At 59.4% G+C, this 12,964-nt stretch carries 12 protein-coding genes; 3 read left to right on the top strand and 9 right to left on the bottom strand.

From position 1 onward, the window contains the following. Positions 1–101 precede the first annotated feature (101 nt). From ilvD to GVL50_RS04385, 6 genes are all read right to left on the bottom strand, one after another. Entirely contained in the window at positions 102–1,943 is a 1,842-nt protein-coding gene (gene ilvD / locus GVL50_RS04410; RefSeq protein WP_159811899.1) for a dihydroxy-acid dehydratase, read from the bottom strand. Positions 1,944–2,198: 255 nt separating this feature from the next. Then, on the bottom strand, positions 2,199–3,431 hold the full coding sequence (locus tag GVL50_RS04405; protein WP_159811898.1) for an MFS transporter: 1,233 nt from the start codon (positions 3,429–3,431) through the stop codon (positions 2,199–2,201). Further along, positions 3,424–4,401 carry a diiron oxygenase gene (locus GVL50_RS04400; protein ID WP_159811897.1) on the bottom strand — a complete coding sequence of 326 codons (978 nt, stop codon included), beginning with the start codon at positions 4,399–4,401 and terminating at the stop codon, positions 3,424–3,426. Before GVL50_RS04400 ends, GVL50_RS04405 begins: the two co-directional genes overlap by 8 nt. After that, entirely contained in the window at positions 4,398–5,471 is a 1,074-nt protein-coding gene (locus GVL50_RS04395) for a SagB family peptide dehydrogenase (RefSeq protein ID WP_159811896.1), read from the bottom strand. The genes GVL50_RS04400 and GVL50_RS04395 overlap by 4 nt, the downstream gene beginning before the upstream one ends. A gap of 445 nt (positions 5,472–5,916) precedes the next feature. Then, positions 5,917–7,113: a class I SAM-dependent rRNA methyltransferase gene (locus tag GVL50_RS04390; protein WP_159811895.1), complete on the bottom strand. Its 1,197-nt coding sequence runs from the start codon at positions 7,111–7,113 to the stop codon at positions 5,917–5,919. A gap of 304 nt (positions 7,114–7,417) precedes the next feature. Beyond that, positions 7,418–7,957, bottom strand: a complete 540-nt coding sequence (locus GVL50_RS04385) for a type 1 glutamine amidotransferase domain-containing protein (RefSeq protein ID WP_159811894.1) — start codon at positions 7,955–7,957, stop codon at positions 7,418–7,420. A 227-nt stretch (positions 7,958–8,184) separates the two neighbouring features. Here GVL50_RS04385 and GVL50_RS04380 point away from each other — a divergent pair, with 227 nt between their 5' ends. From GVL50_RS04380 to GVL50_RS04370, 3 genes are read left to right on the top strand one after another with little or no spacing between them, the layout of a single operon-like run. Next, on the top strand, positions 8,185–8,997 hold the full coding sequence (locus GVL50_RS04380; protein ID WP_172680168.1) for an HDOD domain-containing protein: 813 nt from the start codon (positions 8,185–8,187) through the stop codon (positions 8,995–8,997). A 12-nt stretch (positions 8,998–9,009) separates the two neighbouring features. After that, positions 9,010–9,822, top strand: coding sequence for a bifunctional DNA-formamidopyrimidine glycosylase/DNA-(apurinic or apyrimidinic site) lyase (gene mutM / locus GVL50_RS04375; protein WP_053124742.1), 813 nt, complete (start codon positions 9,010–9,012; stop codon positions 9,820–9,822). Positions 9,823–9,878: 56 nt separating this feature from the next. Next, on the top strand, positions 9,879–10,202 hold the full coding sequence (locus GVL50_RS04370) for a multidrug transporter (RefSeq protein WP_159811893.1): 324 nt from the start codon (positions 9,879–9,881) through the stop codon (positions 10,200–10,202). A gap of 93 nt (positions 10,203–10,295) precedes the next feature. Here GVL50_RS04370 and GVL50_RS04365 read toward each other — a convergent pair whose 3' ends face one another. The 3 genes from GVL50_RS04365 to GVL50_RS04355 form a co-directional block, all read right to left on the bottom strand. Next, entirely contained in the window at positions 10,296–10,547 is a 252-nt protein-coding gene (locus GVL50_RS04365) for a YfhL family 4Fe-4S dicluster ferredoxin (RefSeq protein WP_038358877.1), read from the bottom strand. Positions 10,548–10,693: 146 nt separating this feature from the next. Beyond that, positions 10,694–11,173, bottom strand: a complete 480-nt coding sequence (gene coaD, locus GVL50_RS04360; RefSeq protein WP_003176711.1) for a pantetheine-phosphate adenylyltransferase — start codon at positions 11,171–11,173, stop codon at positions 10,694–10,696. A gap of 115 nt (positions 11,174–11,288) precedes the next feature. Then, the gene (locus GVL50_RS04355) at positions 11,289–12,884 is read right to left on the bottom strand and encodes a GMC family oxidoreductase N-terminal domain-containing protein (protein ID WP_053124738.1); all 1,596 of its coding nucleotides are present in this window, start codon (positions 12,882–12,884) and stop codon (positions 11,289–11,291) included. Positions 12,885–12,964: the final 80 nt, after the last annotated feature.

Genomic DNA, 12,964 nt, shown 5'->3' with positions numbered 1-12,964 from the left:
TGTTTTAAGGGCAAGATCAAAAGATCGCAGCCTTCGGCAGCTCCTACAGGGAACGATCAGCCCCGCACTCAGGCGGGGCATTTTTTTTCGACGTTTAAGGCTTACAGCCCGTCAAGCATCGCTTTGTTACGTACCGCACCTTTGTCGGCGCTGGTCGCCAGCAGGGCGTAGGCCTTGAGGGCGGTGGTCACTTTGCGTGGACGAATCTCGACCGGTTTCCAGCCTTTCTTGTCCTGTTCGGCGCGGCGTGCCGCCAGTTCTTCGTCGCTGACCATCAGATTGATCGAGCGGTTCGGGATGTCGATCAGCACTTTGTCGCCGTCCTGCACCAGACCGATCGCGCCGCCGGCCGCTGCTTCTGGCGAAGCGTGACCGATGGACAGGCCGGACGTACCGCCGGAGAAACGACCGTCGGTGAGCAATGCGCAGGCTTTGCCCAGGCCTTTGGATTTCAGGTACGAAGTCGGGTAGAGCATTTCCTGCATGCCCGGGCCGCCTTTCGGGCCTTCGTAGCGAATGATGACGATGTCGCCAGCCTTCACTTCGTCAGCGAGGATGCCGCGTACGGCGCTGTCCTGGCTTTCGAAGATCTTCGCGTTGCCTTCGAAGACGTGGATCGACTCGTCGACACCAGCGGTTTTCACCACGCAGCCATCGAGAGCAATGTTGCCGTACAGCACGGCCAAACCACCTTCTTGCGAATAGGCGTGTTCGACGCTGCGGATGCAGCCGTTTTCACGGTCGTCATCGAGGGTTTCCCAACGGGTCGACTGGCTGAATGCCGTCTGCGTCGGAATACCGGCAGGGCCGGCCTTGAAGAAGTGGTGCACGGCTTCATCGTCAGTCTGGGTGATGTCCCACTTAGCGATGCCTTCTTCCATGCTGCGGCTGTGCACGGTCGGCAGGTCGGTGTGCAGCAGACCGCCACGGGCCAGCGAACCGAGGATGCTGAAGATGCCGCCAGCACGGTGCACGTCTTCCATGTGGTACTTCTGGATGTTCGGCGCCACTTTGCACAGCTGCGGAACAGTGCGCGAAAGACGGTCGATGTCGCGCAGGTCGAAATCGATCTCGGCTTCCTGGGCGGCAGCGAGCAAGTGCAGGATGGTGTTGGTCGAACCGCCCATGGCGATGTCGAGCGTCATCGCGTTCTCGAACGCCTTGAAGTTGGCAATGTTACGCGGCAGTACCGATTCGTCGTTCTCGCCGTAGTAGCGCTTGCACAGCTCGACGATGGTGCGGCCAGCCTGCAGGAACAACTGTTCGCGGTCGCTGTGGGTGGCGAGAGTCGAACCGTTGCCCGGCAATGCCAGACCCAGTGCTTCAGTCAGGCAGTTCATCGAGTTGGCGGTGAACATGCCGGAGCACGAACCGCACGTCGGGCAGGCGCTGCGCTCGTACTCAGCGACTTTCTCGTCAGAAGCGCTTTCGTCGGCAGCGATCACCATGGCATCGACAAGGTCGAGGCCGTGGGAGGCGAGTTTGGTCTTGCCGGCTTCCATCGGGCCGCCGGAAACGAAGATCACCGGAATGTTCAGGCGCAAGGCAGCCATCAACATGCCCGGGGTGATCTTGTCGCAATTGGAGATGCACACGATGGCGTCGGCGCAGTGGGCGTTGACCATGTACTCGACAGAGTCGGCGATGATCTCGCGGCTCGGCAGCGAATAGAGCATGCCGTCGTGACCCATGGCGATGCCGTCATCCACGGCGATGGTGTTGAATTCTTTCGCTACACCGCCAGCGCGTTCGATTTCGCGGGCGACCAGTTGGCCCAGATCCTTCAGGTGCACGTGGCCCGGTACGAACTGGGTGAACGAGTTGGCAATGGCGATGATCGGCTTTTTGAAGTCGTCATCTTTCATCCCCGTGGCGCGCCACAGTGCGCGGGCGCCGGCCATGTTGCGGCCGTGGGTGGATGTTTTCGAGCGATAATCTGGCATGGAGCACTCCGGGCGGCTAATCAGGTACTAAATGGGAGTGAGCTTCTATTGACCTCTGGAACACTCAGAAATGGCCGTGTGTCCGGAAGTTGCCGATGACGTTGCGGGATCGCCGCTGGTCTCAGCCTGAGCTCATAAACCCGCCGGGGATGAATGGCGATGAATCTGCCGATTCTACACCGCTGGCGTCTGGAGGGAATGGCGCAAAGTGTTGTTCCAGTGCCGACGGCGTGTGTGGCATGACGACCGGCAGCTTTAATCACCGCCCGGCTGCGTCATGGCATGGCTTTCATGGATTCTGGCGCGACGGCTGATCCGACTGTTCAATGCTAATGCCACGCCACTGAGCAGGACAAAGCTGTAACCCAGCGTGGCTTGCAGGTTGGCCGGGCTCAGGCTGATCAATGCGCTGATAAGGCCGCCGCAGATAAAAGTGAGGGTGCTGCCCGCCGCCGCCGAGGTACCGGCAAGCTCGGGGAACAGGCCCATGGCTTTCGACGTGGCGGCCGGGCGCGCGATGGTGGTGCCGGCGGTGCAGATCAGCATCGGAATCAGCACGGTCGCTGACGTCAACGCGAAGTTCGACGACAGGTACAGCATCGCCAGCCCCGACAGCAGGATCAGGCCAAGCCCGACGAGCATTTGTTGGCCGGGTTTGATTCGTCGGCTGAGGACTGTGGCGACGAGCCCTCCGACAATGTAGGCCGCGCCGTAGATCAACAGAATCAGTGAAAAGTCATAAGGCGCCATTTGCAGTTGATCCATGAAGATCAACGGTGAAATCACGATGAAGGAAAAGTGGCAGGCGAAGGCGAACGCGGATATCAGCCAGTAGCTGACGAATTCGAAGTCGCCCAGCACTCGCCGATAAGAGCGAATGAAGCCGGGGCGAGCGCCGCTGTGAGACGGCCGGCTGTTGTCCAGAAACAGCCACGCCTTGATCAGCACCACGGCGGCCAACCCGATAAACACCCAGAAGCTGCCGCGCCAGCCAAGTGTGGCCTGCAGGAAGGTGCCGGCCAGCGGCGATACCGAGATGAAAATCCCAGAGGCGGTGACCATCAGGATTCGCAGGCGATCCCTTTGCTCGCCTTCGAACAGATCCTGCACCAAGGCTTGCGACAACACGAAACAGCCACAGCCCAGGGCCTGCATCACGCGGAATATCAGGAACAGCGTGTAATCGCTGGTGCTTACGCAACCGAGGGCGCCGAGCATCGAAACGCTCATGCCCACAAGCAGCAAACCCTTGCGCCCGATGGCATCCGACAGCGGCCCGATCAGCAGTTGCGCAAAAGCGATGCCCACCGCAAACAGGCTGATCGACAGCGCAATATTGGCCGGAGTGGTGCGAAAGTGCTCGGCCAGTGCCGGAAACGATGGCAGCAGCACATCCAGCGGAAACACTCCCAGCAGCACCATCGCCATCAACAGACTGACCGCGCCGCGGCGTTGCCCGGCGGTCACTGCGGCTTTTCCTCTATTCATCGACCAGGCCTGCTTTGGCGAACAGTTTGCGGTTATTGATGAGGGCAAAAAATCCTGCTTTTGTCATCGCCTCCAGCGTTGCCTTCGCCCCGGCCCTGGTGCGCTGACGACTGGCTCTGGGGCTGATCAATCCGTCGAGGATTTTGCGAATGACGTCGTCGGCAATCCCGACACTGCGCAGGCTCTGTTTCAGCCAGCGCTCGTCGACTTCGAAAAAGATTCGCAGGAACTCCAGGAGCATTCTGGCGCTGAAGGTGCGTTGGCGGCTGTTCAGGGTCAGCCACAGGTAATGGAACACTTCTGAAAAATAGCGGCTGTGACGGGCCTCGTCGGCGAGGTGATCGCGCAGCATGTCGCTGACGCTGGAGACCAGCGTGTCACGGCAAACCTCGAGCAACTCCCGGGCAATGATCGTCTCCGAGACGAAGCCGAGCAGAAACCACGCGAGTGGGCGATCCGTCTCGGGCACTCGGGTAATCGCGGTGTTCAGCTGGGTAATGCGCATGGGCATCACCGGGCGCTCGGTAATGCCGTACTGGCTGGCGATCTGCTCGGCCAGTTGACTGGAGAACAGCGCGTGATAGCCCTCGTCGGTGTACAGCTGCAGCGCCGCATTTTTCATGCGCGAGGGCACGAAAGCGGGCAGCTCGCCGTGGACGATGGTTTCCACGGCGCGGTTGACAATGCGGTGTTCGAGCAGCGTGGTGTAGTCGAGGAAATGCACCAGATGATTGGCCGTCAGTCGTTGCATGACGTCGCTGCCAGCAGCGCGAATGGCCGGGTGTGAGAGGTACGGCAAAAAGGCCGGGGGAAACCAGTGGCGGGTTTTCAGCTGTTCTTGCAGGTCATCCGGCAATTGATAGGTGTGTTGAGAGGTGCGCACCGAAGCGCGGCTGTTCCAGTCATCGAGGGTGAACTTGTGCGCCCATGACACTGACGCTTCCAGTTGGTCGGAGGTGATTGCGTTCATGCTTGCACCTCCAGCAACAGCGCCTGCATTTCCTGACACATCGCTTGACCGTCGCTGGCGCCGCAACCGACGAAGAACAACGGTTGTTCCGCGCTGCCGGTAATTTTCAGCAGGGCTTCAACCTGATCATCAGAAAACGCGCCGGTCAGCCAGGTGCCGAGACCGAGGGCCGTGGCAACCAACTGAAAGGATTGCGACAAGTGCCCAGCCTCCACGAACGCCATGCGATAGGCGCGTGAGTGTTCATATTTCCACCAGAGCTTGTCGAAACGCGCGGTAATGAACAGGCCCAGCGGCAAGTTATTGATGAAGTGTTGTCCACCGAGCAGTTGACCCAGCGCCGAGTCGGGCAGGGGATTTATCAGGCTCAAGGCGTGCTCTACCGGGTGATAGGCGTAGATGCCGGGTTTCAGGCCGCTGACGTTCTGCAACAGCGCAAAACCTTCGCACGCATTCAAACCGCCGCCGGAAGGACTGCTGCGACGGGCATCAAGCCCGAGGGCGATACTGCTGTCACGATCCTGCTGGCGTTCGTGCAGATAACCGAGGGAAAGATAGAGCAGGGTGGAAACGTCATTCAGCGTGACCGCTTCACCGGTAAAGGAACGACTGGTTTTGCGCTGGCGCAGGACGTTTCCCAAGCGGTCGTTGCTTAGCACGGCAGGCGCCGGCAGCGCGATGCGTCGCGCGCCTTCCAGTGTGGGGCGTTCTTTATCGGGCGGTGGTTTGCTCAGTACGTCATTGCAATGATCCAGATATTGTCTGGACCATTCATTAATATTCTTGGGTGTCGCTTCGCAGGGAATGTTCTGCGTACCTATATGAAATATCTTGGATAATTCATCCCAGCCCCAAGGCGGGTTGTCTATTTTTGCAATGGTTAAAATTCCCACGCTTAATAGTTGTATGTCTATTATGTTGCGACTGTCGAATGCGTTCGGGTTGTTGATAAGTTTCGCCAGTCTTGAAGCGTAATCAAGATCAAGTTCATGTTGAGTGTGTTCTTTATAGTTCCAGACGATTTGTCCGGGCGTGCGCGGCAATATGAATAAGTACGGATTGATGTGCATGTTCAATGCTTCACTCTGGAAAGGGCTGATGGACGCTGGGGTGCCGGCACTCCCCAGCGTCCTGACTTACTTAGCGGGCTTTAGGCGCAACCAGAAAAGCGAGGTTTGCGATTTTGTTGGTTTCCAGAGTAATTGCTTTCATAGTATGAACTCCTTGTTCATTAAGATTGAATGCCACCTCGTGGTGACAACTCAATAATAGTTTGTAATCGATTAATGGCAAGTGGAGATTAAGTAGGAAAAATCCAGTAATTTTGTCGGAGCGATCTCGCCCCTTGTCCAAACTTGTCAGTTGTTTTTCGCTAATTAACGGGTGCGCGGAAAATTCCTGCAAGATTGTAGGAAGTTAATTGTAGGAGTCGGCTGAATTTGAAGTGAAATAGACGGCCTTGCACCGCCCAAAAACAAACGGGGAGCCCTTGGGCCCCCCGTTTTTACTGACCAATCAGCTGTTTGGCAGCAGACGGCAGGTGATGCTTTTGATGTAGCGGGTTTCGGCGATGGCTGGGTGCACCGGGTGATCCGGGCCCTGACCGCCGCGCTCGAGCATCTGGATGTTGCGATCCAGGTGACGGGCGCTGGTCAGCAGAATGTTCTGCAGATCGTCTTCCGGCAGGTGCATCGAGCACGACGCGCTGATCAGGATGCCGTCCTTGTTGAGCAGGCGCATGGCTTGCTCGTTCAGACGACGGTAGGCGCCTTCGCCGTTCTTCATGTCTTTCTTGCGTTTGATGAACGCCGGCGGATCGGCAACGATCACGTCGAAACGCTCTTCGCTGGCCTTCAGCTCTTTCAGCGCTTCGAAGACGTCGCCTTCGATGCAGGTCATCTTGTCGGCAAAGCCGTTCAGTGCGGCGTTGCGCTCAACGCCGTCGAGGGCGAAGGCCGAGGCATCGACGCAGAACACTTCGCTGGCGCCGAAGGCAGCAGCTTGCACGCCCCAGCCACCGATGTAGCTATAAAGGTCGAGAACCCGTTTGCCTTTGGCGTAAGGCGCCATGCGTGCGCGGTTCATGCGGTGGTCGTAGAACCAGCCGGTTTTCTGACCCTGAATGACCGGGGCTTCGAATTTCACGCCGTTCTCTTCCAGCGCCACCCACTCCGGCACCAGGCCGAACACGGTTTCGACGTAACGATTGAGGCCTTCAGCGTCACGCGCGGCGGAGTCGTTCTTGAAGAGGATGCCGCTTGGCTTGAGCACTTGGGTCAGTGCTGCGATCACGTCATCTTTGTGCGCTTCCATGGTCACCGAGGCGATCTGGACTACGAGGATGTCGCCGAAACGGTCAACCACCAGACCCGGCAGCAGGTCGGAATCGCCGTAGACCAGGCGGTAGAACGGCTTGTCGAACAGGCGATCGCGCAGCGACAGGGCCACGTTCAGGCGGTGCACCAGCAGCGACTTGTCCAGTTGCACCTTGATGTCGCGGGACACCAGACGGGCGCAGATCAGGTTGTTCGGGCTCATCGCAACGATGCCCAAAGTCTTGCCGCCGGCGGCTTCGAGGATCGCCTGATCGCCGGCCTTGAAGCCGTGCAACGGGGTGGCGGCCACATCGATTTCGTTGCTGTAGACCCACAAGTGGCCGTTGCGCAGGCGACGGTCGGCGTTGGCTTTGAGGCGCAGGCTAGGCAGGGACATGACGTCGCTCCGGAAAAAAGAGCGGGAGTATAGCGCGTCAGGCCGGCTGATTGGCCGGCAAATGGACATGTGGTGCGTTCCCAATGTGGGAGGATTTACCTGTGGTGAGGGGATTTATCCCCGTTGGACGGCGCAGCCGTCCCAAATCCATCTGACACGGTATGTCTGATACACCGCGCTGTCAGGTTTTGCGACTGCTGCGCAGCCGAACGGGGATAAATCCCCTCGCCACAATAGATCAGCGTGAAAGGAGAAATGCATTCACATGTGGGAGCGGGCTTGCTCGCGAAGACTGCCTTGAACGCTAGGCAGACAATGTATCGATCAGCTCTTTGCTGAACGCCGGAATATCATCCGGCTGGCGGCTGCTGATCAGGTTGCCGTCCTTGACCACTTCTTTATCCACCCAATGCGCGCCGGCGTTGACCAGATCATCCTTGACGGTTTTATAGCTGGTCATGGTTTTGCCATTCACCAGCCCCGCCGAAATCAGCAGCCAGCTGCCATGGCAGATCACCGCAATCGGTTTGCCGGCCGAGGCGCCGGTTTTGACCAGATGCTGCGCGTCCTGATCGATGCGAATGGTGTCGGAGTTTTGCACGCCGCCCGGCAATACCACCGCGTCGTACTGCTCAATGCTGGCAGCCTGGAAGGTCTGATCGACCTTGAAGTCATCCGCCGGTTTGTCGTGGTTCCAGCCTTTGACCGTGCCGGCCTCGGCCGAGAGGATGTCGACCTGCGCGCCAGCCTGTTCCAGCGCTTGCTTGGGGCCGGTCAATTCGACCTGTTCGAAACCGTCGGTTACCAAAAAAGCGACGCGCTTGCCGTTGAGGGAAGTGGCCATCGATAAGCTCCTGAGTCAGTGGGAATTTGTTGGCGCAGCGGCCAGAAAATTTTCGCCGCGCCTTACCAAATCCGAAGCCTGAGCTTGAATGAAAGTTCCTCCGATGTGCCCGTCGGTGTGTCGCCCTGCGGTCTCAGCGGTTAGAATCGCCGCCTGTCCCTGAGTGTGTACATATGTCCCAAGAGCTGACCACCGAACAGATTCAACAATCGCTGCAAGGCATCAGTGTGCCGGCGCAACCGCAGATCATGGTGGATCTGCAAATGGAGCAGTACATGCCCGACCCGGATCTGGAGGTGATCGCCAAGCTGATCGCCCAGGATCCCGGCCTGTCCGGTTCGTTGCTGAAAATCGTCAACTCGCCGTATTACGGCTTGAGCAACAAGATCACTTCGATCCAGCGCGCGGTTAATCTGCTGGGCAGCCGTTCGATCATCAATCTGATCAACGCGCAGTCGATCAAGGGTGAGATGAATGACGACACCATCGTCACGCTCAACCGTTTCTGGGACACCGCCCAAGACGTGGCGATGACCTGCCTGACGCTGGCCAAACGCATCGGCACTCAGGCCGGCGATGAAGCCTACGCGCTGGGCCTGTTCCACGATTGCGGCGTGCCGTTGATGCTGCAGCGTTTCCCCAATTACATGTCGGTGCTGGAAGAGGCGTACGCCAACGCCAGCCCGACCTGCCGCGTGGTCGATACCGAAAACCGTACGTTCAACACCAACCATGCGGTGGTCGGCTATTACACAGCGAAGTCGTGGCGTTTGCCGGAGCATGTCAGCGCCGCGATCGCCAATCACCACAACGCCTTGGCGATCTTCAGCGACGAGTCGTCGCGCAACAGCCAGTTGAAGAATCTGTTGGCGCTGCTGAAGATGGCCGAACACATTTGTGCGTCGTATCGCGTGCTGGGCAACCAGACCGAAGACCACGAGTGGAACAGCATCGGCCCGCTGATTCTCGATTACGTCGGTCTGTCGGACTACGATTTCGAAACCCTCAAACAAACGATTCGCGACCTCGGCGCGCATTGATTCGAGGACACCATGCCTGAACTGCCGGAAGTCGAAACCACCCGTCGCGGGATTGCCCCGCATCTGGAAGGCCAGCGTGTCAGCCGGGTGATCGTGCGTGACCGGCGGTTGCGCTGGCCGATCCCCGAAGACCTCGATGTGCGCCTGTCCGGCCAGCGCATCGTGTTGGTCGAACGACGGGCCAAGTATTTGCTGATCAACGCTGAAGTCGGCACGTTGATCAGCCATTTGGGCATGTCGGGCAATTTGCGTCTGGTCGAAGCAGGGCTGCCGGCGCTCAAGCATGAGCACGTCGATATCGAACTGGAGTCGGGGTTGGCGCTGCGCTACACCGACCCGCGCCGGTTCGGAGCGATGCTGTGGAGCACCGATCCGCTCAACCATGAATTGCTGATTCGCCTCGGCCCGGAGCCGTTGACCGATCTGTTCGACGGCGAGCGCTTGTTCCAGCTGTCACGCGGGCGGTCGATGGCGGTCAAGCCGTTCATCATGGACAACGCAATCGTGGTCGGCGTCGGCAATATTTATGCGACGGAAGCGCTGTTCGCCGCCGGCATCGATCCGCGCCGCGAGGCCGGTGGCATTTCCCGTGGACGCTATCTGAAGCTGGCGATCGAGATCAAACGCATCCTCGCCGCCGCCATCGAACGTGGCGGCACGACGTTGCGCGATTTTATTGGTGGCGACGGTCAGCCGGGGTATTTCCAGCAGGAACTGTTTGTCTATGGCCGCGGTGGTGAGCACTGCAAGGTCTGCGGCACCGGGCTGCGCGAAGTGAAGCTCGGCCAGCGCGCCAGTGTGTTTTGCCCACGCTGCCAGAGCTGAAAAAGTCCTGGGGTCTATAGTGAGGTGACTCACTGTTCAGCCCGAAGGATCGTGCCATGAAATCCCTGCAAGTCCTCTTTGTCATGTTGCTGCTGTGTTCCAGCCTGGCGGTTCAGGCCACGGAAAGCGGCAGCGGCGACCCGCGCTACACCATTCAAAACCCGCCCGCCTACGCCATGATCGGCGACTTGCTGATTGCCCGACCGTTGTTGGTGGTGGCAACGGTGATTGGTGCGGGGGCGTTTGTGGTGTCGTTGCCGTTTACCGCGCTGGGTGGCGGGATTGGCGATGCGGGGCAGGCGCTGGTGGTGGATCCGGCGCGGGCGGCGTTTGTAAGGTGTCTGGGGTGTACGGGGGAGGGGTTTGAGCAGCGCGAGTGAAGGGCAAGATCAAAAGATCGCAGCCTTCGGCAGCTCCTACAGGGGATTGCGATCCATGTAGGAGCTGCCGAAGGCTGCGATCTTTTTAGCGATTCAGGCCTTGCCGGTGATGATGCGATATTTCTCCATCAACTGTTCTTCAGTCTCCGGATGCGCTTCGTCCAGCGGGATGCAATCCACCGGGCAGACCTGTTGGCACTGCGGTTCGTCGTAGTGGCCGACGCACTGGGTGCACAGGTTCGGGTCGATCACGTAGATCTCTTCGCCTTGGGAGATGGCGGCGTTCGGGCACTCGGGTTCGCAGACGTCGCAGTTGATGCAATCGTCGGTGATGATCAGGGACATGCTAACTCCAGCCGGGGCGGCAGGCCCGGGCGCTATAAATCAATGCGCGCAATTGTGCCGCATTGGCGAGCGCAGTGCACGTTGCTGCGATCAACTGCTGTGCGTGGCTGCGATCAAGATCAAAAGATCGCAGCCTGCGGCAGCGCCTACTTTTTGAAGCGTAGGGTCAAGGCGTCGGCCACGGCAGGGTGGACGAACTTGGTGATGTCGCCGCCCAGCGCAGCAATTTCCCGCACCAGCGTCGAAGAAATAAACGAATAACGCTCGGACGGTGTGAGAAACAGACTCTCTACATCCGGCGCCAACTGGCGGTTCATGTTGGCCAGCTGGAATTCGTATTCGAAGTCCGACACCGCGCGCAAACCACGCAGGAACACGTTGGCGTTCTGCTCTTTGGCGAAATGCGCGAGCAGCGTCGAGAAACCGACCACTTCCACGTTCGGCAGGTGTTTGGTGACCTCGCGAGCCAGTTCAACCCGTTGTTCCAGCGGGAACAGCGGGTTTTTCTTCGGGCTGGCGGCGACCGCAATGATCACGTGATCGAACAGGCGCGAGGCGCGTTCGACCAGATCGCCATGGCCCTTGGTAATAGGGTCGAAGGTACCTGGGTACAACACTCGGTTCATCGCGTCGTCCTGGCGGGAGTCCGTTGGGGAGTCGGATGGTATCGCAGCCGCCCCGGTCGGGAAAGTCGCCTGTGGGGTAAGAAAGCACTATAGACGACGGGAATAATCGGTTTTTTCATGGGTTTTTCAATCGATCGGCGAGGGCGGTCGCCAGTTGCGCAGTGAGGCCATACACCGACAACTGCGGGTTGGCGCCAATGCTGGTGGGGAACAACGAGCCGTCGTGGATCGACAGATTGCTCAGTTGATGATGGCGGCCAAGGCTGTCAGTGACCGCCGATTTCGCCTCTTCGCCCATCGCGCAACCGCCCATGACGTGGGCGCTGCCCAATCGAGTGCGGTACAGCTCAAGGCTCAGGCCATCGATCAGCGTTCGGGCTTCGGCCAGGGTTTTCACGTAACGCGCGTCGGCATGCATCGGCATCACCGATTTTGCGCCACCGGCAAACTGGATCTCGGCCATGACGTGGAACGCTTTGCGCAAACCCTCCCAGGCGTAGGGCGAAACCTGATAGTCGAGCACCGGCGTGCCGTCACCGCGTAATTCCACAGCGCCGCCGCTGCTGTCCGGGTGAAAACCATCGCGCAGCAGGGCGAGCATGGCGTGGGTGTGCGGCAGGTCGGCCATGTGCTGCGCGTTCTCCTGGCCGAAACCACCGAGCAACGTCGCCGCCAGTGCCGGGTGCAGTGGCGGCACTTCAAGTTTGAACGCCATCGGCCCGGTGGTGCCGTCCTTCCACTGGAAATGGTCGGAGTAGATCGATTGCGGCGCCCCGTAAAACGGATTGACCACCTCGTCGAAACGCGCGGCCGACATGTTCACCGGATGCAGAAATGTACGCTTGCCGACATTCTTGTGCGGATCCGGCGCATCGGAGCGCAGCAGCAACGCCGGGCTGTTAATGCCGCCACCGGCCAGCACGTAATGCCGCGCCTTGACCGTGATGGTGCGCCCGGTCGGCGCGACGCAGCGCTCGTCCATCGCCACGCATTGCAGGCCGGTAACCTTGTCGCCGCTGATCAGCAGTTTTTCCGCGCGGGCCAGATAAAGCAGCTCGCCACCCTTTTCCAGTGTCGCCGGAATGGTGGTGACCATCATCGATTGTTTGGCGTTGGTCGGGCAGCCCATGCCGCAGTAACCGAGGTTCCAGCAGCCGCGCACGTTGCGCGGGATCACGTGCCAGCTGTAACCGAGTTGCTCGCAGCCTTTGCGGATCACGTCGTTGTTGGCGTTGGGCGGCACCAACCACGGGGCGACGCCGAGGCGCTGCTCCATTTTCTCGAACCACGGCGCCATCTCGGCAACGCTGTGGCCTTTGACGTTGTGCTCGGTGGCCCAGTGTTCGAGGGTGGGTTCCGGGGTGCGGAAGCTTGATGTCCAGTTGATCAGCGTCGTGCCGCCGACCGCGCGGCCCTGCAGGATGGTGATCGCACCGTCCTTGCTCATGCGGCCGATGCCTTCCTGATAGAGGCTGCTGTAAGCCTGATCTTCAAGCATTTTGAAGTCGGAACTGGTTTTCAGCGGGCCTTCTTCGATCAGCAGGACTTTGTAGCCGGCGGCGCTGAGGATTTCCGCCGTGGTGCCACCACCGGCGCCGCTGCCGATGATCGCGACGTCGGCTTCGAGGGTCAGGTTATCGGTGAGTTGCGCGCCGTTGTAGGTTTTCCAGCCTCGGGCGAGGCCTTCGCGGAAGGGGTCGGGTACGGGCATCGGTCAGGTTCTCTTGTTTTTGTTGTTTTTGCTGGCCTCATCGCGAGCAGGCTCACTCCTACATTTGGAATGCAATCCCC

It is taken from the genome of Pseudomonas sp. 18058, assembly GCF_902706155.1.
Taxonomy (GTDB): domain Bacteria; phylum Pseudomonadota; class Gammaproteobacteria; order Pseudomonadales; family Pseudomonadaceae; genus Aquipseudomonas; species Aquipseudomonas rustica.
The sequence above is the reverse complement of the archived record's forward strand: the minus strand, read 5'-3'. Positions and strand labels throughout refer to the sequence as shown.